General features: G+C 44.0%; 18 protein-coding genes. 4 read left to right on the top strand and 14 right to left on the bottom strand.

What is annotated here, in order from left to right:
- The first annotated feature begins 1 nt into the window (after position 1).
- Positions 2-1,441, top strand: a complete 1,440-nt coding sequence (locus ACQKCG_RS04410; RefSeq protein WP_427585183.1) for a reverse transcriptase family protein — start codon at positions 2-4, stop codon at positions 1,439-1,441.
- A 97-nt stretch (positions 1,442-1,538) separates the two neighbouring features.
- Here ACQKCG_RS04410 and uvrA read toward each other — a convergent pair whose 3' ends face one another.
- The 5 genes from uvrA to yghU form a co-directional block, all read right to left on the bottom strand.
- The gene (gene uvrA / locus ACQKCG_RS04405; RefSeq protein WP_427585182.1) at positions 1,539-4,106 is read right to left on the bottom strand and encodes an excinuclease ABC subunit UvrA; all 2,568 of its coding nucleotides are present in this window, start codon (positions 4,104-4,106) and stop codon (positions 1,539-1,541) included.
- Between the two features lie 251 nt (positions 4,107-4,357).
- Complete coding sequence (locus ACQKCG_RS04400) at positions 4,358-5,602, bottom strand: DUF819 domain-containing protein (protein WP_427585180.1); 1,245 nt, start codon at positions 5,600-5,602, stop codon at positions 4,358-4,360.
- Between the two features lie 278 nt (positions 5,603-5,880).
- Positions 5,881-7,551, bottom strand: a complete 1,671-nt coding sequence (locus tag ACQKCG_RS04395) for a DEAD/DEAH box helicase (protein ID WP_201580219.1) — start codon at positions 7,549-7,551, stop codon at positions 5,881-5,883.
- A 605-nt stretch (positions 7,552-8,156) separates the two neighbouring features.
- On the bottom strand, positions 8,157-9,239 hold the full coding sequence (locus ACQKCG_RS04390; protein WP_427585178.1) for a DUF1176 domain-containing protein: 1,083 nt from the start codon (positions 9,237-9,239) through the stop codon (positions 8,157-8,159).
- A 243-nt stretch (positions 9,240-9,482) separates the two neighbouring features.
- Entirely contained in the window at positions 9,483-10,304 is an 822-nt protein-coding gene (gene yghU, locus ACQKCG_RS04385; RefSeq protein WP_427585177.1) for a glutathione-dependent disulfide-bond oxidoreductase, read from the bottom strand.
- A 342-nt stretch (positions 10,305-10,646) separates the two neighbouring features.
- On the opposite strand from yghU, the gene ACQKCG_RS04380 reads away from it, so the two are divergent.
- Complete coding sequence (locus tag ACQKCG_RS04380; RefSeq protein ID WP_201570950.1) at positions 10,647-12,023, top strand: DHA2 family efflux MFS transporter permease subunit; 1,377 nt, start codon at positions 10,647-10,649, stop codon at positions 12,021-12,023.
- A gap of 181 nt (positions 12,024-12,204) precedes the next feature.
- Here ACQKCG_RS04380 and bfr (ACQKCG_RS04375) read toward each other — a convergent pair whose 3' ends face one another.
- The 3 genes from bfr (ACQKCG_RS04375) to ACQKCG_RS04365 form a co-directional block, all read right to left on the bottom strand.
- A complete protein-coding gene (bfr, locus tag ACQKCG_RS04375) occupies positions 12,205-12,684 on the bottom strand; it encodes a bacterioferritin (RefSeq protein WP_057760255.1) in 480 nt (159 codons plus the stop codon).
- Positions 12,685-12,752: 68 nt separating this feature from the next.
- Positions 12,753-13,241 carry a bacterioferritin gene (gene bfr, locus ACQKCG_RS04370; protein ID WP_057760257.1) on the bottom strand — a complete coding sequence of 163 codons (489 nt, stop codon included), beginning with the start codon at positions 13,239-13,241 and terminating at the stop codon, positions 12,753-12,755.
- Positions 13,242-13,600: 359 nt separating this feature from the next.
- The gene (locus tag ACQKCG_RS04365; RefSeq protein ID WP_101205900.1) at positions 13,601-13,792 is read right to left on the bottom strand and encodes a (2Fe-2S)-binding protein; all 192 of its coding nucleotides are present in this window, start codon (positions 13,790-13,792) and stop codon (positions 13,601-13,603) included.
- 388 nt (positions 13,793-14,180) lie between these two features.
- Between ACQKCG_RS04365 and ACQKCG_RS04360 the strand changes: the two genes are divergently transcribed.
- Positions 14,181-14,510 carry an ArsR/SmtB family transcription factor gene (locus ACQKCG_RS04360; RefSeq protein ID WP_057760261.1) on the top strand — a complete coding sequence of 110 codons (330 nt, stop codon included), beginning with the start codon at positions 14,181-14,183 and terminating at the stop codon, positions 14,508-14,510.
- 165 nt (positions 14,511-14,675) lie between these two features.
- On the opposite strand, the gene ACQKCG_RS04355 is transcribed toward ACQKCG_RS04360, so the two are convergent.
- The 5 genes from ACQKCG_RS04355 to ACQKCG_RS04335 all read right to left on the bottom strand — a co-directional run bounded on the left by ACQKCG_RS04355 (position 14,676) and on the right by ACQKCG_RS04335 (position 20,069).
- Positions 14,676-15,398 carry a sulfate/molybdate ABC transporter ATP-binding protein gene (locus tag ACQKCG_RS04355; RefSeq protein ID WP_082624600.1) on the bottom strand — a complete coding sequence of 241 codons (723 nt, stop codon included), beginning with the start codon at positions 15,396-15,398 and terminating at the stop codon, positions 14,676-14,678.
- Positions 15,399-15,494: 96 nt separating this feature from the next.
- Positions 15,495-16,445 (bottom strand): sulfate ABC transporter permease subunit CysW, encoded by a 951-nt coding sequence (gene cysW, locus ACQKCG_RS04350; protein WP_101205901.1) that lies wholly within the window; start codon positions 16,443-16,445, stop codon positions 15,495-15,497.
- 1 nt (position 16,446) lies between these two features.
- Complete coding sequence (cysT, locus tag ACQKCG_RS04345) at positions 16,447-17,331, bottom strand: sulfate ABC transporter permease subunit CysT (protein WP_101205902.1); 885 nt, start codon at positions 17,329-17,331, stop codon at positions 16,447-16,449.
- Positions 17,332-17,554: 223 nt separating this feature from the next.
- Positions 17,555-18,646 carry a sulfate ABC transporter substrate-binding protein gene (locus ACQKCG_RS04340; RefSeq protein WP_101205903.1) on the bottom strand — a complete coding sequence of 364 codons (1,092 nt, stop codon included), beginning with the start codon at positions 18,644-18,646 and terminating at the stop codon, positions 17,555-17,557.
- A gap of 283 nt (positions 18,647-18,929) precedes the next feature.
- Complete coding sequence (locus tag ACQKCG_RS04335) at positions 18,930-20,069, bottom strand: sulfate ABC transporter substrate-binding protein (protein ID WP_101205904.1); 1,140 nt, start codon at positions 20,067-20,069, stop codon at positions 18,930-18,932.
- A 405-nt stretch (positions 20,070-20,474) separates the two neighbouring features.
- On the opposite strand from ACQKCG_RS04335, the gene ACQKCG_RS04330 reads away from it, so the two are divergent.
- Complete coding sequence (locus ACQKCG_RS04330) at positions 20,475-21,002, top strand: hypothetical protein (protein ID WP_227522954.1); 528 nt, start codon at positions 20,475-20,477, stop codon at positions 21,000-21,002.
- 134 nt (positions 21,003-21,136) lie between these two features.
- Here the strand turns inward: ACQKCG_RS04330 and sat are convergent, their stop codons facing one another.
- Positions 21,137-22,399 (bottom strand): sulfate adenylyltransferase, encoded by a 1,263-nt coding sequence (sat, locus tag ACQKCG_RS04325; protein WP_101205906.1) that lies wholly within the window; start codon positions 22,397-22,399, stop codon positions 21,137-21,139.
- Positions 22,400-22,707: the final 308 nt, after the last annotated feature.

Genomic DNA, 22,707 nt, shown 5'->3' with positions numbered 1-22,707 from the left:
TATGACCACACACACAGCCAACAATAACGATTACATCAGCCCTGAGCCAGTACCCACTCCTTTTGAGCGTCAGTGGCATCAACTATGGCAAGATATTGAGCTGGCAGGCGGACGTTACCAATATGTTCAGCAGCAGCTGGTCAAGAACGGCTTTATGGTAGATTGCCAACCTGTCGATAACATGAGCCCAAAAGAACGGGATCGCTATAAAAAAGCCTTGAAAAAAGAGGCGGCAGAAGAAATAATCCTTAGAAAATCAGCGTGGCAAGCCTATAAAGCTCACCATATTGTCCATCTTGGCCGCCATGTATATTGGTCGGATGACACCAGTACTGACAAGTGGGACGTAAAAAATGCAGCCAATCGACTGATTGAAAACAAACTACCGCTGTTAAGTAAACACAGTGAACTAGCAGAAGCGGTGAACCTTAGCATCCCGCAATTAAAAGGGTTGTGCTATCAAAGAGAGGTCGCTACCAATCTGTCTTATTCGCATTTCACTATTGCCAAACGCAATGGCACAGCGCGTCAAATATGGTCGCCGATACCACGTTTGAAGTTTGTACAGCGCTGGATTTTGCACAATATTTTGAACAATTTAATGACCCATGGTGCCGCGCATGGGTTTGTACGTGGCAAATCCATCGTGACCAACGCAGCAGTACATAGCAATAGTGAGCTGCTCATCAAGTTGGATGTCAAAGATTTCTTTCCTAACGTGAGCTGGCGCCGTGTCAAAGGTGTGTTTCGTCATACTGGCTACCCAGAGCAAATTGCCACATTATTGGCATTACTCTGTACGGAGTCGCCTAGGCAAGTGGTACAGCAAGATGGCATCACCTATTATGTGGCATTGGGCGATAGAGCTTTACCGCAAGGTGCGCCTACCAGTCCTGCATTAACGAACATCGTTTGCTTAAATCTAGACCGCCGCTTGACAGGGTTGGCAGAAAAGTTGGGGCTACGTTATAGCCGTTACGCCGATGATTTGACCTTTAGTGTTCCCACTATTAAAGACACCAAACCCAAATTGAAGGTTAAAACAACGATTAAAGCCACGACCAGCACCGCAAAGAAACAAGCCGATACACAGCACAACAAGCTAATCGGGCAACTGCTCGGCTCAGTTCATAAGATATTACGCGAAGAAGGTTTTGCGTTAAATAACGACAAGACACGTGTGATTCGTAAAGGCAATCAGCAACAAGTGACAGGCATGGTGGTCAATGGACAAGGCGTACCTAGGGTATCTCGTCAAATCAAAAAAATGTTGCGTGCAGCCGTTCATAATTTAGAGGCAGGCGGCACATTACGCGCTGATGAGACTTTAAATACACTGTCAGGATATGCCGCCTGGATAGCCTCGGCAGAGCCAGAGTTAGGACATAGTTATCTAGATAGAATCGAGCGTTTGCAGGTGCAGCAAGAGACATCTGTATAGATATTTATTTATATTTATAAAAAATGAGTATCAGAAAACCCCATTTCTAATACTCATACCTATTTTAATGACGCGTACTAATATAAATATATTTCTATTACATCAATAAAAACGGTGCAGTACGGCTGTCTTTTGAGTGAGCAACGTCATATGGCGTACCTTGAGCGATGATTACCCCGCCCGCATCCCCTGCTCCTGGCCCAATATCGATAATCCAATCGCTATTGCTAGCTACTTGCATATCGTGTTCAACCATGATGACGGTATTGCCCGCATCGACAAGACCGTTCAGCTGCGTCATAAGCATAGACACGTCAGCAGGGTGTAGGCCAGTGGTTGGTTCATCCAATATGTATAGTGTGTCGCCTCGCTGCGTGCGTTGCAGCTCGGTGGCAAGCTTAATACGCTGCGCTTCGCCACCTGATAATTCAGTGGCAGGCTGACCCAAACGTAAGTAACCAAGTCCAACTTGTAGTAACGCCTCTAATGCACGCAAGATAGGCGCTTCATCAACAAAAAATTCGTGAGCCTTTTCAACTGTTAAGTTTAATACTTCAGCGATATTTTTATCTCGATAAGTGATTGCTAGCGTATCCTCGTCATAGCGTTGACCATGACAAACCTGACAAGGCGCATAGACGCTTGGTAAGAATAATAATTCAACACTGACAAACCCTAAGCCTTCACAGTTTGGGCAGCGACCTTTTGTGGTATTAAAGGAGAACCTGCCAGCATCATAGCCATGAGATTTTGCTTGCTTGGTCGCCGCAAAAATCTTACGCACATCGTCAAACAGACCCGTATAGGTTGCCAAGTTGGAGCGCGGTGTACGTCCAATTGCTTTTTGATTGATATTAATAAGGCGACGGACGTGCTCCATACCAGCGACGATTTCACCACTGGTTACCGACTCAAGCTCTTGCTCAAGTAAGTCCGCCTCACCGACAGGCGCTTCTGTAACTGTCTTCTGCCCCAACGCTTCACTGATAAGCTCTACCAATGCTTGGCTGACGAGACTTGATTTGCCTGAGCCTGAGACCCCTGTGACGCTGGTCATGACCCCAAGCGGAAACTCAACGTCTAATCCTGTGATATTGTTTCGCTCGATGTTAGCAAGCTTAAGCCACTCTGTCGGCTGCCTCGTGCTAGATTTTGACTTCGCGTTAGACGTAGTATTGGCAAAGAGATATTGACCAGTATGCGACTGCGTAACTTTACGAAGTCCATCTACAGGGCCACTATAGATAATCTCGCCACCATGCGTGCCTGCCTTTGGCCCGACATCGACTATCCAATCAGCATGTCTAATGACACTAACGTCATGCTCAACAACAAACACTGAATTCCCAGCTGCGATTAGCTCATCCAATGCCCCTAGCAATGCTTGAGTATCAGCAGGATGTAGACCAGCCGATGGCTCATCAAGGACATAGACTACGCCAAACAACTGCGAGCGAATTTGAGTGGCCAAACGTAATCGTTGTAGTTCACCAGGAGAGAGAGTCGGTGTGGTACGTTCAAGCGAGAGGTAGCCTAACCCTAACCTTGTCAGCGCTTCAACACGTGAGAGAATATCACTGGCAATACGTTGGGCAACGATGGCTTTTTCGCGGTTTGGTGTGTTATCGGCTACCTTGGTACAAGCGGTTACTTCTAATTTTTCCGCCATTTCTGTTAGCGTTAGCTGTGATAGCTCGCCTATATCCAATCCTGCAAACTTAACCGATAGCGATTCTTTCTTTAATTTTTTGCCATGACATTCTGGGCACTCAGATATTTGCATAAACTGCGAGACGCGCTTTTTAGTACGTGGGCTTTGGGTAGTGGCAAAAGAGTGCAAAATGAAGTTTTTGGCACTGGTGAACGTGCCCATGTAGTTTGGCTTTTCGTCTTTCTTAATCGCATCGCGCGTTTGCTCAATATTGTATTCAGGATAGACAGGCACTGTCGGCGTATCATCTGTAAACAAAATCCAGTCGCGTGTTTTTTTAGGTAGTGTGTGCCATGGTTTATCAATATCATAGCCCAATGTGGTCAATATACGACTGAGGTTTTGACCTTGCCACGCTGGTGGCCACGCTGCAATCGCACGCTCACGGATGGTCTTGGTATTGTCTGGCACCAGCAACTCTTCAGTGACCTCAAATACGCGGCCAATACCTGAACAAGTTGGGCAAGCACCATCTGGCGTATTGGGAGAGAATGCATCGGCATATAGTATTCCTTGATCTGCCGGATATTCTCCTGCTCGTGAGTACAGCATGCGCAGGCCATTGGATATCGTCGTAACGCTACCCACAGACGAGCGCACTGAAGGCGTACCTCGCTTCTGCTGTAAAGCGACTGCTGGTGGTAACCCTTCTATAGAATCAACGTCTGGCTCATCGACCTGATCAATGAGTCGTCTGGCATAAGGCGATACAGAATCAAGATAACGGCGTTGTGACTCGGCAAATAGTGTACCGAATGCTAATGACGACTTGCCTGAGCCTGAGATACCAGTAAAGACCACCAAGGCATTACGAGGTAAGTCAACATCAACGTTCTTCAAATTGTGTACGCGCGCACCTCTGACCTGAATATTATCTTGGTCAGGGTTATAAAGGGTATTTCTCACTGTGCTTGTTTTACTTGTTTTTTCTTCTAATTTTTCTGAATTTGCCATAGCGTTATTGTTCCTATCGAATCGTTGTTTATTCCTAACGTGCTTAGTTTTCTTTACTTGATTAGTTGTCTTTATTTAATTAGCAGAAAGGTTAACACGTACTCATACATAGCCATGGCTAGGCTTACATATCAATAGCATAGATAGACAAAACGATAACTCAAGTCACCCAATCATTAATAATAAAAAACCCGCATCAACGCGGGTTTTGTTTAGCAAAAAAGACTATCAGGATAATGGTGACTTGGAGATTAAGACACCACCAAGCGCATCAATTGGGTACTAATATAACCACCAAATGTCCCTACTGCGTAACCTAAAATACCTAAAAACACTCCTACTGGTGCTAGCGATGGATGAAATGCCGTAGCGACAATCGGTGCTGAGGATGCACCGCCCGTATTGGCATTAGAGCCAACTGCCAAAAAGAAGAACGGTGCTCGAATGATTCTAGCGACAGCAAAGATAATCACGACATGGATGCTCATCCATAGTAAACCGATAAGCAATAGTCGCCACTGCGAGACGATTCCAGCCAGATTGATTTGCATACCAATCGCGGCGATTAATACAAAGATAAATACTGTGCCGATTTTTGATGCGCCAACATGATCTAACCTACGTATCTTAGTAAACGAAAATATAACACCTATTACCGTAATAATTACCACCATCCAAAAGAACGAGCTGGCAAAGCTATATTGAACGGCCCAACTATAAGGGGCAAAGAAATCTGCAATCTGGCCACCGACAAAGTGTGCCACTCCGACCATGGCAAAGCATAAGCCAAACATCACCATCAAATCATTGATGGTTGCTGGGCGGGCATGATCACGCTCATAGCTTTCAACTGCTTTGACTACTTTATCAATGCTACTGGTATCCGCGCGTAAAAAACGGTCTATCTTGTCGCTATGTTTCGCCATTAACAAAATAGCCAGCAGCCACAATGAGGCATTGGTAGTATCAACCAAAATCATCATACCAAACAAATCATCACTGACTCCAAACAGCTCTTTCATCGCTGCTTGGTTGGCCGCGCCGCCTATCCAGCTGCCTGCTACAGCAGAGAACCCACGCCATAACGTATCATCAATGAACATCGCAGGTGATATCCACTTAGCCACGCCTAAACTGATCGGACCACTGATGACGATGGCAATACTGGCAGCAAAAAACATTGCAATCGCTTTCCAGCCTAAGCCCAATATTTTTGGCACATCCATCGACAAGGTCATCAACAGCAAACTTGCTGGCAGTAAATAAGTCGCAGTAAAACCATAAATCTGCGAACCAACGCCATCAGCAAACACACCCAAGCTATTCAGAGTGGCTGGTATAAAGCAGCACAACACAATACCTGGTAGTACCGCATAAAACCGTCGCCAAAATTTACCCGGTAAGCCTTGGGTATAAAAAACCAGGCCAATAATGGCCATGATGATGCCAAAGGCTAATGGCAAATTATCAATTGCTAAGTTTGAGGTGGCAGGCATCAAGGCGCTCCAAGAGTTACAACGGGCAAAAGTAAATCAGTATAGACAAGGCAAAAAACTCCTGCAAGCAGCCATCAAATATTAGGCTAAGATTTGCTGAGTAGTATTTGACAGAATGAATAGCAAGGTAACGGCTAGGCAAGTAAGGGAATAAAGTAATCATGGCGCAATATAAAACAGATAGAACTAAAAGAGCCAGATAACAAGTATCTGGCTCTTTTAGTTCTATCTGTAGCCGATTAATGAATCAATAATTTTAATCGTCAAATATAACTGTATTACGAGTTGTTACCACGGTTGCCGCCGTTTGGACGACCTTGGCCACGGCTGTCAGAACGACCAGCTGGACGACCTTGGCTGCCGCTTGGACGACCGCGACCAGTTGCAGCACGCTCACCACGTGGAACGCCATTGCTATCACCGCGGCTTGGGCCACCAGTGCGCTTGCCTTGATACGGCTTGCCACCTGAACGCTCATTTGGCTTACCAGATGAATCGCGTGGTTTGCCTTGATAACCGCTGTCATTGCTAGCGCGTTGACCAGTTGGGGCGCTGTCGCTTGAACGACCACGGCCTTGACCACCGCCACTAGATTTACCAGCATAGCCACCACCTGAACGACCACGGCCTTGACCACCACCGCCGTTAGAGCGTCCGCGACCACGGCCACGACCATTACCTTTGTTTTCGCTAGGTACATAAGTCTTCTTAGGCTCCATGCCTTCAATGACACATACTTCCATTTTGCGATCTAAATAACGGTTGATAGCGTTAAGCTGTGGACGATCATCCATGCTACATAGGCTGATAGCAACACCAGTACGACCAGCACGACCACAACGACCGATACGATGGACGTAATCTTCAGTCTGACGCGGCAAGTCATAGTTGATAACGTGCGAGATAGCTGGGATGTCTAGACCACGTGCAGCAACGTCAGTCGCTACTAGGATTTTGACTTTACCATTACGCAAGTCTTGAACGATACGGTTACGCTTGCTCTGTGGCAAGTCACCATGTAGGAAGCTTGCTTTATGGCCTGCTTCTTGTAACTGTTTAGCCAGTTTTTCAGTGCTACGTTTGGTAGCAGCAAAGATAATGATTTGTTCCATATCTTGTTGGCAAACAATTTTGTCAAGTAAACGGTTTTTATGATCAAAATCATCACAGTAGTACACTTTCTCTTCGATGTGTGCAGATTCTACTTTGATTGATACGCGCTCAGGGTTCTTAGTGAAGCTGGCAGCGATTTTACCGACTGGGCCATCCCAAGTTGCTGAACACATGATCGTTTGACGATCGATTGGTGCTGCACGAAGGATATCACTAATGTCATCAGCAAAACCCATGTCTAGCATACGGTCAGCTTCGTCAAGTACCAATACTTCTAGGTTTGACAAATCAACGCGACCTGCATTGATATGGTCAAGTAGACGACCAGGAGTTGCAACGATTACTTGAACGCCCTTTTTCAAAGCAGTGATCTGACCGTTGTATGGTGCGCCGCCAACTAGTGGTACACAAAATAGACCGCGCATATCTTTAGAATAAGTGCGAACGCTGTCATGTACTTGCTGAGCAAGTTCACGCGTTGGCGTTAGGATAAGTGCTTTGGTTAGTTTGTCAAAGCTAGTAGCACGGCTCAAACGGTCAAGTACAGGGATAACGAAAGCCGCTGTTTTACCACTACCCGTTTGCGCTGACAATAAAAGGTCACGACCGGCTAGAGCAAAAGGAATGGCTTGTTCTTGAATAGGGGTTGGATTGGTATAGCCACTGCGATCAAGGGCAGTAAGAATTGGCTTAGCAATGCCAAGATCAGTAAAAGTGATTTTGTTTTCTTCAGTTGCGTCAGTAGCAGCCGCTTGAGTATTGTTATCAGTATTTGGAGTGTCAGTGCTTTCGATGATGCCGTTTTCAGCGGCGATTGCAGATAAGATGTCAGTCATAAGAATCCTTGGTAAGTATAAGTTGCTGTAAATTCAGCAAACTTGATGCATACCACTGATAACCGTTCACCACGCTGCTCTTATTAGCATTACCGAGCAATATAAAATTGTCGATAATTAGAAACCAAGCCAATAGAGCTTAGCGTCTTTATAATAAATGCGTTCGTGCTGTCTGACGTATTTTGGTGGTAGTGCCGAGTGTCTTATCCTTGCTTGATATACGCTCATTATCAATGCTTTGTCCAAAGCAGATAAAGGCAAACAGCAACCAATCTAGACCCTAGTTATAGGCCAGTAGATAAGATATGAGTCAAAAATAACGGATATTTTTAAAAGGTTATTTAAGTACACAAAATCATCGGCAACAATTACTTATGGTCATCCTAGACCCAAAATCGCAGGCGATGTTATCAATCTCATAATTCACGAAAGCCTAAGCTAACGTGGCGACGCAGTATAGCACAATAAAAAAATATATGTACCTATTTCTTCAATTACTAAGTAAATAAGCACTAACAGTGTTGATAATAAACAAATTTAGGTGATTTATTTAATACCTAAAGCAAAATTTAATAACCAAAGTAAATGAGCTACTGGCTATTTATCTATCGTACTACTTTGACTTCTGTGACATAAGTCGGCAGCTGCCATGCGCCGCCCGCTTCGATAAGACGGCACAGTCCAGTGGTGCTTTCATGGCTTTTCTCAAACGCGCGGCCCGTCCACACCCAATCGACTTTACTCATACAGTCGCCAATACCGCGGCCTTTTTGTACTGAGCTAAGCTTACCTTTGTCGTAATTGGTGGCGCTAGTTGTGACCAATGTCGGCTTGTAAGGCTTACTATCATTGATCACCCACGCGCCACTACCCGCATTGTAAGCAGCTGTCCAACAATCATGCTGTGCGAGCAGCTGTGAATCATTTAGGCGACTGACACGCCAAGGTGACTTGTCTGATAGATTTGGGCAGTCGGCATCGGCATCTTTCATCGTTCCTTTCATCAATGAGGCCAATTGAGAGGATCTCATGACAAACTTTTTATCGCTAGCAGCAGACTTGCCACTAGGCTCTACAAAACGCAGTACTGGTACAGCTTTGGGTGGCAATACACTGCTATTAGATTTTACGGGCTCATTGCTATTTATAAAAGCGCTTGGTGTACCTACTCGCCCTTGGACATCATCAGCCTTTAGCATCACTGCACTAGCGCCTTTATCTGAAAGCTGCCAGCGTGAGTTACGCAGTGCTAGCGTAATCTTACTTGACCTTTGAAGCGCGCTTAGCAGAGCTGTAACCTGTGCTTGGGTTAGCTCAGCACTGCCTGCGGCTGCAGAATATGGCTTGGTTTCACCATAATTTCGATCGTTAATAAATAGTGATATTCGGTGACGGTTACCCAATTGCATTAAGGCTTTAGAAGAGCTGTCTTTAGCGCCACCGAGCTTTACTTTACCATCCACGCCAGCATTTGCACCTGCACGGCGTACGAGCAATATAGAAACCGGAAACTCACTGTTATTCTCTGCTTGATACCCTGCCAGCCGGCACGTACGCGTATTATCACAAGCGACTTGCCAGTCTTGACTAGTAAACTCAGTCGATGTATTGGCCATACTGGTGGTACTAAATAAAGCGGTACTAAGCGCTGCAAGTACAGGTAAGCACATTTTATTATTGTGTTTCATAATCCATTACTCATCAATCAAATAAGTATAAATACCTGTCTGTCACGGTGATAAGCGGTTATCTTAACGCATTAATGTTTCTATCTGTTGTGCTAATGTACCATTATGTAAATACAAAAGAAAGTGGTCATCGATTTAATATTTATTGTTTTAAATATAATAAAAATAGGCCGATAAGTGCGTAACTTAAACTTACCGGCCTAACTGTCATTGAAAATAATTAAATGATGCTCGTGCTAATAATTAATCGATTGGCTTTAGTTCTAGCTCCACAGCACGCTTAACGGCAGGTCTCTCAGCAATTTTTTTCGCCCAGCGCTGTATGTGTTTGTAGTCTTGTACTTGCAAAAACTCTGCCGCGTCATATAGCTTGCCAAGTACCAACTGTCCATACCATGCCCAAATAATCATATCGGCAATATTATAATCAGCCTCATCATTACCGCATAAATACTCACTGTCTTTTAGATGGGTATCTAATACATCAAGCTGACGTTTAGTCTCCATGGTATAACGATTAATTGGATATTCTAACGGCTCTGGTGCATAGGCATAGAAATGTCCGAAGCCGCCACCTAAAAAAGGCGCACTACCCATTTGCCACATGATCCACGACAGACAATCCGCTCTCGCTTTGCCAGTAGCCAGTGGCAGAAATTTATCAAACTTTTCTGCTAGATACATTAGGATAGCGCCTGACTCAAAGAGTGCTATCGGCTCCCCCGCTGTATCAGTAGAATGATCGACCAAGGCTGGAATCTTTGAATTGGGGTTTATCTCTACGAACCCTGAGCCAAACTGCTCACCTTTAGAAATATCGATTTTATAGGCATCATATGCTGCCCCATCAATACCAAGTTCGGCCAGCTCTTCTAATAGTATGTTTACCTTAACACCATTTGGTGTATTTAACGAGTACAGCTGTAACGGAGCATCACCAACGGGCAGCTCTTTATCATAGCGAGCTCCAGACGTTGGACTATTAATACTAGCAAACTTGCCGCCGTTGTCTTTATCTTGCGTCCAAACTTTTGGTGGTACGTATTTATTATTATCTTGACTCATAATTTATCCTCGGTTTGTATTTATGACTGCCGTGAAGGTTTACTATAACGAGAACTCGTAACGACTTTAAAGTCCTCTCTTGTAATCAATGTTGTGTTTCTACTGCCAGAGTAAATACAGAGGAGCTATTAGCACGCATCGAATTTCTTGTCATATTTCGCCTCTTTGCCTTTTTATTAGCTACCCTTCGCATCGTTGCTCTTATATAAGTTATCTTATATCAGTTACTTTGAGTCACTTTTATTATGAGCTAGGCTTTCTTATACTACTCAGCTTGCATAGTGATCTGTTCGCAAATCCGCTATTTTCTTACTTCATAACGAGACGTTCAATGGGACTCACATGGTAACGCTCACCCCGACTCAAGATAAATACTTACCCTATGTGCTAGCGGTAGCGCTATTTATGCAGATTTTAGACGCTACTATTTTGAATACCTCGTTGCCACAAATGGCGCAAGCACTGGGTGAGTCACCATTGAAGATGCAATGGGCCGTCATCAGCTATGCATTAACCTTGGCGATTTTTATCCCTATCAGTGGTTTTTTAGCGGATAAGTATGGCACACGCCGCGTATTTTTATCCGCGGTCATCATTTTTTGTGTTGGCTCATTACTGTGCGCGGCGTCGCAAACGTTAGACTTTTTGGTTGCTTCACGTGTGGTACAGGGTATCGGTGGTGCCATGATGACGCCTGTCGCTCGTTTGATATTGGTTAAGTCTTATCCGCGCAATAAGCTGCTCACTGTGATGAATTTTGCTGTAATACCAGCGTTGGTTGCACCACTGGTCGGTCCGGTATTGGGCGGCTATATCGTGCAGTATGCCAGCTGGCATTGGATATTTTTGATTAATATACCGATGGGTGTGGCAGGTTTTATCATGGGCAAAAAACTGGTTCCAGCACTCTATGAAGATACCAAGCGTCTTGATTGGACAGGGTTTGTATTGTTTGCCGCCGCTGCTTGCGGATTCACACTGGCTGTCGAGTTTGGTTCACAGACAGGTCGCGGGATTTATGGGCTATTACTCGGGTTAGGTGCAAGTCTATTGATCGGCGCGTACATCTGGCATGCCAAACGGCGAGCAGCTCCCCTGTTTCCACTCAGCTTGTTTGATATTCGTACTTTTCGAATCGGTATTACAGGCAACTTGTTTACGCGGCTTGGTATCAGTGCCGTGCCCTTTTTGCTGCCCTTATTACTACAAGTGGTGTTTGAGTACTCACCTTCGCAGGCAGGTTGGCTACTTGCCCCGATTGCGGTTGGTGCTATAGGTATCAAACCTTGGGTTAGCAAGATTATTCAGCGGTTTAGCTATCGTAAGGTGCTGGTCTACAATACCTTGTTTATGGGTTCGCTTATCATTGTGCTAGCGCAGTTTAATGATGCCTCGCAGTGGCTATGGTTTATACCTATTCTGACCATCATGGGTGCCTGTAACTCCATGCAGTTCAGTGCGATGAATACGATTACGATTGGCGATTTACAGGGCACACAAACCAGTAGTGGTAACAGCTTAATGGCAGTTAATCAGCAGTTGGCGATTAGCTTTGGTATTGCGTTCGGTGCTGCTGTATTGAATCTATTACGTGAGCGTCTACAGATGGATACACTAGTAGCGTTCCAAACCACTTATTGGATATTGGGCATTTTGACCATTCTCTCGGGGCTGTATTTTTTACGTTTAAAACCTGAGGATGGCCGCGGTTTATACTAGGGCGTGTCTTCAATCGAGAAAAGCTTTCTATTAAGTGAGACTTTACGTACGACACATCTCTATTCTATATAGCCGAAACGTTAAAAATAGCTTATCTATAGACAGAGAAAAGCCAGTAAGCGATTGGATTATCAATCTCATACTGGCTTTTTATTACGACTTACATCAATAGTTAATACTATTATGCGTCATCATCACTCATTTGCGATTGGATGTAGCGCTCTACACCAATACTCTCGATTAAGTCCTGCTGCGTCTCTAACCAATCTTCATACTCTTCATTGCCATCTTTTAACGTGACTAATAGCTGGCGAGAGACATAGTCAGACTTTGTTTCACACAAGGTGACGGCATCGGTAATAATATCGAACTTTTGTCTCTCAAGACGTAAGTTGCACTCGATAATTTCTGGTACGTCTTCACCGACCAACACCTTGCCCAGTTCCTGCAAGTTTGGCAAACCGCCTAACAGTAAAATACGAGCAATTAGGTCATCTGACCATTTCATCTCAGCAATAGACTGCTTATATAATGAGTCATTAAGCGCCTCTAATCCCCAATGACGTGCAATACGTGCATGCAAAAAATACTGGTTGATGGCAATCAATGACTGCCCAAGTACTTTATTTAACGCGCGAATAACTTCTTTATCCCCTGTCATTACCTTTCTCCTTTTATCTCTATTATTTATGCTAAATACTGTGAATGCTATTCATACGTAGGATGATATCAGACAATATTAGGAGTGACTTCAGCCATTTGGCTTTGTAGGTAATTCGGTAGACCAATCATGTCGATGAGACGGAGCTGCTGCTCAAGCCAATGCGCATGATCTTCTTCGGTATCTTTCAACTGCTCGACCAACATCTCACGCGTGACATAGTCATGCTCTGCTTCGCAAAGTGCGATGCCTTCTTTTAGATGCTTTTGTACTTGGTACTCTAAATCTAGGTCAAACTGCAACATCTCAGGGACAGTCGCACCAATATGGATAGCGTCGACCGACATCTTTGGCGTGCCACTCAACATCAAGATACGGCGAATGATATTCTGTGCGTGTAGCGTTTCGTCTTCCATTTCATGATGGATACGGTCGTATAACTTGCCATAGTGCCACTCAGCGTACATCTCTGAATGAATAAAATATTGGTCACGAGCGGCAAGCTCACCACCTAGTAAGAAATTCAAATAATCAATGACTTTCTGGCTACCTATCATAACGCGTACTCCCCTATTTATTTTTACCGATCACCATACATCCACAATTTATTATATAAGGATAGCATAATTGGCAAACTGATCAGTAAAATCAAAATCAATAAAATGGCTTCTAATCTCAGGTAAATATAGTAGCATACAGGCGCAGTATAGGGTGTAACGTTATGAACTAAGAATAAGATGCTAATTGAGAATCATAATTAGCTACAACTAGTATTGATATGTGTTATGTAACATGTTGGCGTTTGAGTGAGATTATATGGACGCTTGCACCCGACCCTTTATGTATAATAAATTTAGATGCAGAATATTGAATATATTTTATCGTATTATATTACAAGGTATATGATTGATAATATTTAAACAGCGTATGCTAGATTATCGAGTTTTGCATGGTGTTCATCTAGGTAGTCATTGACCATCGGCTCACAACAGCCACAGCACGTTGCTACATCGAGCGTATCTTTTAGACCATCGAGCGTATCAACACCTGCAGCAATAGCTGCTTTGATTTGCTTTTCTTTTACGTTGTTGCAGATACATACGTACATGGATTGGCTCCTCGGAATACCACTATTCGATAATGACAGCATACGACACTTATATAAAAACCTTTGTGATAAGTGTCATTGATAAACGGATAATTTACTGTTTTTTAGCAATGAAAACTTAGTCGTTGAAATCACGTTTATCGCTTGCAGTATAATAACGATAATTATTATCATTTTCAATCACATTCGATATATTTATTTTTCGAGACAGTATCCTTATATTACAGGCAGTTCATTTATGTAAGTGGATATAAGTGTGCGTGTAACCGAATATTGTCAAAGGTAGTGAATTGACGATGAACTGTAAATTTGATTATTTTTTAATCGATTTTGTAGATAACTGCTGTTATATTGAACCCCTATTAACGAAGCCCATTGGAATTCACCTATGTCTGATAATAATTTTACGATACGACCTATCGATTTATTCAAAGTCCTATCTGATCCGACACGTCTAAAAATATTTCAAATTCTTTTTAAAAAAGAAGCACGTTGCGTGGGTGATTTGGTAGATATGCTTGACCAGCCACAACCAACGATATCACGCCACCTAAACCATTTGAAAAAATTGGGTATTTTGAGCTGTGTACGTGATGGTACTTGGATGTGGTATGAGGTCGCTGATGATTTACCAGATTGGTGTCAAGATATCTTGGACATCACCTACGAGCAAATCACTCCTAGAGGCACTAGTAGAGATGTATCAGATCTTGCTTAGACACTAGTGTCCGCTTAGATTTTTGGTTCTTTGACTGTGCTTTATAAAAAGCGTTAAAGACCATAAATCTGCGGCAATGCTCCAGACCAAAAAAGACCTACTTTCGTAGGTCTTTTTTTTGCTCAACTATTGATAATTTGACTTAAATTGCGCTAGATCAAATGCTTATACAAGATCTAAGAAGTCGCTAATAAAGGCATTGGCTGGCTGGTGTATTAGCTCTTCTGAAGTGCCTACCTGCTCTACTCGGCCCTGATTCATCACGACGATCTCATCTGATACCGCACGTGCCTCTTCTTGATCGTGCGTTACCATGATACTGGTGATACCAAGCTCGTGGTGGATGTTTTTTAGCCATGTGCGCAGCTCTTTACGGACTTTGGCATCTAGTGCACCAAACGGCTCATCTAGCAGCAACAGCTTCGGTTTGACAGCAAGTGCACGTGCTAAGGCAATGCGCTGACGCTGACCACCTGATAGCTGATGTGGATAAGCATTGGCAACTTGTGGTAGCTGTACAAGGTCTAAGAGCTCTGCCACACGCTTATTGATATCAGCTTTGCTTGGGCGTTCGTTTTTTGGCAACAAGGTCAATCCAAACGCCACATTGTCCGCGATATTTTTATGGCGAAACAGTGCATAATGCTGAAACATAAAGCCAATATGGCGCTTTTGGACTGGAGTATTGGTCACATCCAGCTCATCGAACAATACCTGTCCAGAGTCAGCATATTCTAGACCTGCGATAATACGTAGCAAGGTAGTCTTACCGCAGCCTGATGGACCTAGTAACGTCGTCAGCTTGCCAGTCGGCACAGTGATATTGATATTGTCCAAAGCCGTAAAATTGCCGAATTTTTTATTAACGTTGCGAATCTCAATGCTCATAATCGTATCTCTTATTATATCTTTTGTCGTATCGTGGCAAGTAGCTGAATAGCGACTGCATCAATAGTATTAACATCATTTATCAGATAATGGCAGTTATACCTTGCCAGTACTGTCCGCACTCGTCGATTCAGTGGCGGCAGTGGCGTTAGCACTTACTGGCAGCTCAGGTGCACTGGCAAGCCGCTCAGACTTGGCAAATTTACGCTCTTGTATCTTGGTCATGACTTGCTGAATCAGTAGCGTCACTAAGGCAAGTGCAGCCAATATGCTCGATAAGGCAAACGCAGCGGTAAAGTTATAATCGTTATAGGCAATCTCAACCAATAGCGGCATGGTGTTAGTCTCGCCGCGAATGTGACCAGATACCACACTGACCGCACCAAACTCGCCCATCGCACGTGCATTGGTCAAAATCAAACCATACAGCAGCGCCCATTTAATATTAGGCAATGTCACATGCCAAAAGGTCTGCCAGCCAGTCGCGCCTAAGGTCAACGCTGCTTGCTCTTCAGAGTCGCCTTGGGTCTGCATCAATGGTATCAGCTCACGTGCCACAAACGGAAAGGTCACAAATAGCGTCGCCAGAATAATACCAGGCACCGCATATATGACCTGAAAACCCATACTCTCAAGCCAACCGCCAATAGTAGAGTTCAGTCCAAACAGCAGCACAAACATCAAACCTGCAACCACTGGTGATACCGAAAATGGTAAATCAAGCAACGTGGTGACCAGCTGCTTACCTTTAAACTGATAGCGCGTGACCAACCATGCAATCGCAATGCCCATTACCATATTAATCGGTAAGACAATTCCTGCCGTGATAAGCGTCAGCTTGATGGCTTGCAAAGCTTCAGGATCGACCAGCGAGGCGATATATAACTGCCAACCATTTTTAAACGCCTCATAAAACACCGCCAATAATGGCACAACCAACATGACGATCATAAACAGTACAGCGATGCCAATAAAGGTGCGACGTATCCATGGCGTATCTTTGGTCGCAGCGTTGCTTTGGTAGTCGTAGCTATTAGATATTTGCATATTAGCGAGCTCCTACACGGCGCGACAGTTTCCACTGCATGATATTGATGGTGAGCAAGATGACAAATGATATGAGTAGCATAAATAGTGCAACCGCAGAAGCACCTTGAATATCAAACTGCTCAAGTTTACTGATAATGATAAGCGGCAAAATCTCAGACTGCATCGGAATATTGCCCGCGATAAAGATAACTGAACCATACTCGCCAGTGGCACGGGCAAACATCATACCTGCACCCATTAACAAAGCAGGCAATAGCTCTGGCAAAATCACTTTACGAAAAGTCGTCAAACGATTAGCACCCAGTACCGCAGCCGCTTCTTCAAACTCAACCGATAGCTCAGCAAGTACGGGCTGCACCGCGCGGACAATAAAAGGAAAGCTCACCACAACCAGTGCTAGCCAAATACCTATCGGCGTAAAGGCAACCTGAATATCGAACTTGGCAAACCATTGACCAATCAAGCCATTAGGCGCATATAAAGTGGCAAGCGAGATACCTGTAACGGCCGTTGGTAGTGCAAATGGTAAATCAACCAAGGCATTAATCAGTGACTTACCCCAAAACTCATAGCGGACAAGCACCCATGCGACCAGTGTGCCAAATACCATATTGGTCAACATCGCTAAAAATGACATCCATAAGCTTAGCTTGATAGCGGCAGTGACTTGTGGCTGGGTAATGGTTTCCCAAAAGCCCGTCCAACCCATCTGCGTCGTGGTATAAGCCATCATAGCAAACGGTAGTACCACCAATAACGACAAGCTAAAGACAGTAATACCCATGCTCAGACCGAACCCGGGTAGCACATTGCGCTGACGCAAACGGGTCAGCCAACCTTTTTTATTGCTGGGCTTACTGGCAGAAGAAGATGTTGCACTCATAGTGATGTCCTATTGCCTAACTGATGGTACTTAGCGAGGGTGCTCACTGTAAGACCATTATTACCATTGTTATCAAAATTATTATTGGTCGGCTTATGATATAAAGGACATAGTGCGTACGACCATGTCCTTTATGGGGTGCTTCATGACTGACTGTACGATTAACTGAGTTAATCTGTTGCAGTAGTTAGCGCAGTAGCTGCTCTAACTACTCAGCAAGTGATTACTGAGGCGCGTTAATTGCCAATTGGTCAAATACACCGCCATCGCTGAAGTAAGTGCTCATGATCTCATCCCACGTACCAAAGGCATCGTTCGGGCGGAAAGTCTCAACTGGCGGTAATTTGTCACCGTTTTTGTCAAGCACGCTCTTAACGCTAGGACGTAGATATAGATTGGCCGCTAGCTGCTGAGCCGGCTCACTCCATAAGTAATCAAGATACGCTTTGGCAGCGTCTGTAGTGCCTTTTTTATCTGTTACCGTCTTCACAACTGCTACAGGGCTTTCTGATTTAATTGAGTATTTTGGATAAACGATGTCTACTTGACCTGCGCCAAAATCAGTCGCTGCAAGGTTGGCTTCGTTTTCAAAAGTAACCAACACATCACCAATACCGCGCTGTACGAAAGTCGTTGTCGCGGCACGTCCGCCGTTTTCATAGACTTTGACATTTTTTAGCATGTCTTTTACGTAGCCTTTAGCTTTTGTTTCATCTTCATTAAAAGCATGTAGACCATAACCGTATGCACCTAAGAACGCATAACGACCGTTACCCGTCACTTTTGGATTGGCCATGACAATCTCAACACCGTCTTTGGTCAAGTCTTCCCAGTCTTTGATATTTTTTGGATTGTCTTTACGCACCAAGAATACGATCGTACTGGTAAAAGGAACCGCATTGTCTGGGAATTTGCTTTCCCAATCTGACTCAACCAAGCCTTTTTTCTCAAGCAGCTCAATATCAGACCCTTGGTTCATGGTAGCAACATCGGCTTGTAGGCCGTTGGCAACAGACAATGCTTGCTTACTTGAGCCGCCATGTGACTGTTTGATTAAGATATTGCTGTCTGGGTTTTCAGCTTTGTAGTGCTCAACAAACAACGGGTTGTAGTCTTTATAGAAGTCACGTGCCACATCGTATGAGACATTAAGTAGCTCGATATTTTGCCCTTCTGTCGTCGCTGAACCATCAGCTGCGGCCTCAGTAGTCTCACTGTTGTTACAGCCAGCTAGACCAAGGGTCAAAGCAACGCCAGCAATACTCAAGGCACTAAGAGTTTTACTTTTCTGTTGATAACGAGCTACGTCTGTCATAAATACCTCAAAGATGTCTGTTGTGTAATGCAAGTATGCTAACAGTGCCATCTTATTATGTTTAATGATGAATATGCGTATGTTATTGCCAAAAGGGAATAACAAGCGGACAAACCTAAACATATCAATAATTTATCGTACTGGATGTCACGTATAACTGTTGGTTTGGCAATAAACAGTGTCACTACTGGCACAAATGCTAACTGCCCAATATGCGCTTTCTTGTATGTACTATTACTGATAATAGCGAGATAGACAGTTATATGAATCAAACCATCAGCGGCTACTTGCTGCTCGTCTTGGTGCTCGCCAGCTGATCAAAACGGCCGCCATCGACAAAAAATCCATCCATAATTTGGTTCCATGAGCCAAAGACCGCCACAGGATCAAACGTCTCTATATCAGGCAACGTATCCTTGTGATCGGCTAAGACTTGCTCGTTGCTTGGACGCATATACATCTCTGCCATGAGCTCTTGTGCAGGTTTGTCCCATAAACCTTTCAGATAAGCACTAGCCGCTTCCGTCTTACCAGATTTTTCAGTCACTGATGTTACGACCGCTACTGGGTTGGCAATCGTAATCGAATAGCTCGGGTATACAATATCAACGTTACCCTTTGCAAATTGCTGGGCAGTCAAATGTGCTTCATTTTCGGTCGTGATCAACACATCACCTAAACCACGTTGAGTAAAGCTGGTCGTCGCAGCGCGTGCGCCATTGTCATAAGTAACCACGTTTGCCAGCAGCTTTTTGATGAAATCATTGGTTTTTACAGGGTTTTCATTACTGCTTTCTTTGAATTGGTGCAAGCCGTAGCCATAAGCACCCAAGAAGGCATAACGCGCTGTACCACTGGTTTTCGGGTTTGGGATGACCACATCGATATCATTACGGGCCAAATCTGACCAGTCTTTGATATTTTTTGGATTACCAGCGCGAACCAGTAGCACCATGGTGCTAGTATACGGCACGGCATTATTTGGTAGTGCTTGCTGCCAGTCAGCAGCGACCAAACCTTTCTCCACCAACAGATTCATATCGCTCTCTTGGTTAAAGGTCACTACATCGGCTTGTAGACCATTGGCGACAGAGAGCGCCTGCTTACTAGAGCCGCCATGTGATTGATTGATATTTACTTTGCTATTTGGGTGAGTCTTCTGATAGTCGGTACTGAATAAAGTGTTGTAGTCTTTATAAAAGTCGCGAGATACATCATAGGAAACGTTGAGTAAATTGACATCTTGCGTCTCGCCACTTGCATTATTCGTCGCGTCATTTTGCGTCGCTTCTGTTGGACTGCAGCCTGTCATTATCATCGCTGCTGCGAGCATGCCGCTGGTGGCAAGTACACGCGCTTTTACAGGCTTATTATTAGTTGATTGAATGCTAGCAATGCTGATTTGTTGGAATTTTTTTTGCATGATTCTCTCGATAAAAGTATTAGAAGCGTTTTGTCAAAATCTTGACCATCATCACAGGGCCTACAATTTTTTGAGTTCGGTTGTCGGGATGATGCAAGCTATGCTAGCAGCATAAATAGCAAACGCTTAGTGACGAATTAGCTTATCGACTAGTGAAGTTGGCATAAGTGATAGGAGCAATCGTTTTGCAGCATCAAGCATAAAAGGAGGTACATAACTGCTGGCAGGTTTATTAAGTAGACTATGATTTGGGTAGGCTGTACCATTATTTGTACGTCATGAAGTTTGCTGTATTAATGATACTTTCATTATCCTGATGCTATGCAAACCTTACCCTCCTACTTGACCAAAGGCCCTTATATGACTCTTTTATACCGTCAATTTCGTTCTATTGTAGGGCTAATAATGTTGACCTCTACCCTAGCTGCTTTAACAGGCTGTAATAGTATGTCGCCCACTGTGAACAGCGCTAACCACAGCACGGTTAAATCAGTTGCCAGTACAACATCTACTTTGCCAGCTATTCAAAATAATGATTTGGGTGACAATGTCTCAGCAGACAAGGTTTCAACAGACAAGGTTTCAGCGGATTACGCTACTGCCGACTACGATAAACGAGTACAAGGCTATGATTGGGTTGGCGTGATGGTACGAGCAGATGGTGATCGACAGATTGACATTAAAGTTCGTTCACGCAGCGATATCAAAAAACCTACTTGTCACTTCGATAGTAAGGCGACATTGATGGGCCAAGATACTGCTCATGGTATGATTTTTCAGTCAAAGGTAAATGGCAGCACGGCTTTTTTCCAATTTAAGGACGACTCCCTCATCATCGACAGCCCAGATAAGTATGCACTGAACTATTTTTGCTCAGGTGGTGGCTCTCTTGCTGGAGAATATAAGAAGCTGGCAGAAGGCTTGGAGATTTAAGAGACAGCGCTAGTATGCGTTAAGTTGTTTTCCATTTTAAACATGATGATAAAAACAAAAAGGTGCCAGACTATAAGTCTGACACCTTTTTTATAACTGGCTTAGTACGAGTTATTTATCCTGATGATCTGCCCTTATACCGCAGATGCACCCGTTAATTTAACTTCAGCACGCTCTTCTTTTGCAATGCCGGCATAGTAGTCACGCAAAATTTGTAGTACTTCTGGACGGCTAAAGTTATCTGGTACATCTTCATCTTCTGATAGTGCTTTACGCAGCTTAGTACCTGACACTTTAACGTGTTCAGAGGCGTCATGCGGGCAAGTCTTGTCAGAGGCCATCGCATTACAAGCATTACACCAGAACGTCCAGCCAATTTTGAGCGGCTGAGTGATAAGGTCATCTTTACCAACGTGCTCAAAAATCGTTTGCGCATCAAACGCACCGTAGTAATCGCCGACACCCGCATGGTCACGACCAACAATCAGATGGCTACAGCCATAGTTTTGACGGAATAGCGCATGTAATAATGCCTCACGTGGGCCAGCATAGCGCATATCCAACGGATAGCCTGCTTGGATAACGGTATCTTGTCTAAAGTAGTTGTCGATCAAGGTTTTGATGGCTTCTTGACGAACTTCTGCTGGGATGTCGCCAGGTTTCAATGCCCCTAATAATGAATGAATCAACACACCATCACAGATCTCAATCGCAATCTTGGCCAAATACTCATGTGAGCGGTGCATTGGATTACGCGTTTGGAATGCAGCCACTGTTTTCCAGCCTTTAGCATCTAAAATTGCGCGTGTTTCTGCTGGCGTTTTGTAGATTTCTGGATATAGTGCTGGGAACTCACCTTCGCTTAATACTTCAACGCTACCGGCAATATTGATGGCTTCTTGGCTCAATACTTGCTGTACGCCCGGATGCTCTGAATCCGTGGTCGTGAATACTTGCTGACACTCATGTTCTTTATCGATGGTATAAGTCTCTTCTACCGTCAAGATACCCATGACTTCGCCATCTTGAGCGACCAAGGCTACTTTGTCGCCTTGACTCAAATTATCCGCAGTTTCTTTTGGCGCAGACAAAGTGATAGGAATTGGCCAAAACAAGCCAGCGTTTTCACCGCTTTGCAGACGCATGTTGTCTACCACGCCCTGCCAGTCCGCTTGATTCATAAAACCATTTAACGGAGTAAAACCACCAATACCGAACATGATTAAATCACCACGCTCACGTGAGCTTAGAGTGATGGTCGGCAATGTGCTGGCAAGCTCTAATGCTTGATCACGTGCTGCACCGTTTAATAATAGTGGCTTAAGCTCTGCACTACCATGTGGTGGAACCAGCTTTGATTTGAATTGTGATTGGGTTTGGCTTTGAGTTTGAGACATATAGTTATTAAAACCTCTTATAAAAAGAATGGTTGGAAGAGATGAGCAAAAATGCAAAAGCGATTAAATGTACAAAACTGAGAAGAAAGCCGTCGCTAGATAATAAGTAGCGTACTAGCGACTGGGCATTAAATTTGATACGCATAGGCTACCTAACTTTCGTTATGAAAATTTATGCTGTGTTTGGATATGGATATGTCTGAAAGGAATTTATGTTTCTGGCTACAAGCTTATATGATGTATAGCTGAATTATTTACATTGCGAACGGCAATAAAACCTATTACACACGCAAATCATTTTCGTCGCT

The sequence above is a fragment of the Psychrobacter sp. NPDC078929 genome, from assembly GCF_050267985.1.
Taxonomy (GTDB): domain Bacteria; phylum Pseudomonadota; class Gammaproteobacteria; order Pseudomonadales; family Moraxellaceae; genus Psychrobacter.
This window is presented reverse-complemented; position numbering and strand designations above follow the sequence as displayed.

What these genes read in the sequence shown, in the direction of transcription:
- ACQKCG_RS04410 (WP_427585183.1), top strand. Translation starts at nt 2, where the DNA reads ATGACCACACACACAGCCAACAATAACGATTACATCAGCCCTGAGCCA.
- uvrA (WP_427585182.1), bottom strand. Translation starts at nt 4,106, where the DNA reads ATGGCAAATTCAGAAAAATTAGAAGAAAAAACAAGTAAAACAAGCACA.
- ACQKCG_RS04400 (WP_427585180.1), bottom strand. Translation starts at nt 5,602, where the DNA reads ATGCCTGCCACCTCAAACTTAGCAATTGATAATTTGCCATTAGCCTTT.
- ACQKCG_RS04395 (WP_201580219.1), bottom strand. Translation starts at nt 7,551, where the DNA reads ATGACTGACATCTTATCTGCAATCGCCGCTGAAAACGGCATCATCGAA.
- ACQKCG_RS04390 (WP_427585178.1), bottom strand. Translation starts at nt 9,239, where the DNA reads ATGAAACACAATAATAAAATGTGCTTACCTGTACTTGCAGCGCTTAGT.
- yghU (WP_427585177.1), bottom strand. Translation starts at nt 10,304, where the DNA reads ATGAGTCAAGATAATAATAAATACGTACCACCAAAAGTTTGGACGCAA.
- ACQKCG_RS04380 (WP_201570950.1), top strand. Translation starts at nt 10,647, where the DNA reads ATGGTAACGCTCACCCCGACTCAAGATAAATACTTACCCTATGTGCTA.
- bfr (WP_057760255.1), bottom strand. Translation starts at nt 12,684, where the DNA reads ATGACAGGGGATAAAGAAGTTATTCGCGCGTTAAATAAAGTACTTGGG.
- bfr (WP_057760257.1), bottom strand. Translation starts at nt 13,241, where the DNA reads ATGATAGGTAGCCAGAAAGTCATTGATTATTTGAATTTCTTACTAGGT.
- ACQKCG_RS04365 (WP_101205900.1), bottom strand. Translation starts at nt 13,792, where the DNA reads ATGTACGTATGTATCTGCAACAACGTAAAAGAAAAGCAAATCAAAGCA.
- ACQKCG_RS04360 (WP_057760261.1), top strand. Translation starts at nt 14,181, where the DNA reads ATGTCTGATAATAATTTTACGATACGACCTATCGATTTATTCAAAGTC.
- ACQKCG_RS04355 (WP_082624600.1), bottom strand. Translation starts at nt 15,398, where the DNA reads ATGAGCATTGAGATTCGCAACGTTAATAAAAAATTCGGCAATTTTACG.
- cysW (WP_101205901.1), bottom strand. Translation starts at nt 16,445, where the DNA reads ATGCAAATATCTAATAGCTACGACTACCAAAGCAACGCTGCGACCAAA.
- cysT (WP_101205902.1), bottom strand. Translation starts at nt 17,331, where the DNA reads ATGAGTGCAACATCTTCTTCTGCCAGTAAGCCCAGCAATAAAAAAGGT.
- ACQKCG_RS04340 (WP_101205903.1), bottom strand. Translation starts at nt 18,646, where the DNA reads ATGACAGACGTAGCTCGTTATCAACAGAAAAGTAAAACTCTTAGTGCC.
- ACQKCG_RS04335 (WP_101205904.1), bottom strand. Translation starts at nt 20,069, where the DNA reads ATGCAAAAAAAATTCCAACAAATCAGCATTGCTAGCATTCAATCAACT.
- ACQKCG_RS04330 (WP_227522954.1), top strand. Translation starts at nt 20,475, where the DNA reads ATGTTGACCTCTACCCTAGCTGCTTTAACAGGCTGTAATAGTATGTCG.
- sat (WP_101205906.1), bottom strand. Translation starts at nt 22,399, where the DNA reads ATGTCTCAAACTCAAAGCCAAACCCAATCACAATTCAAATCAAAGCTG.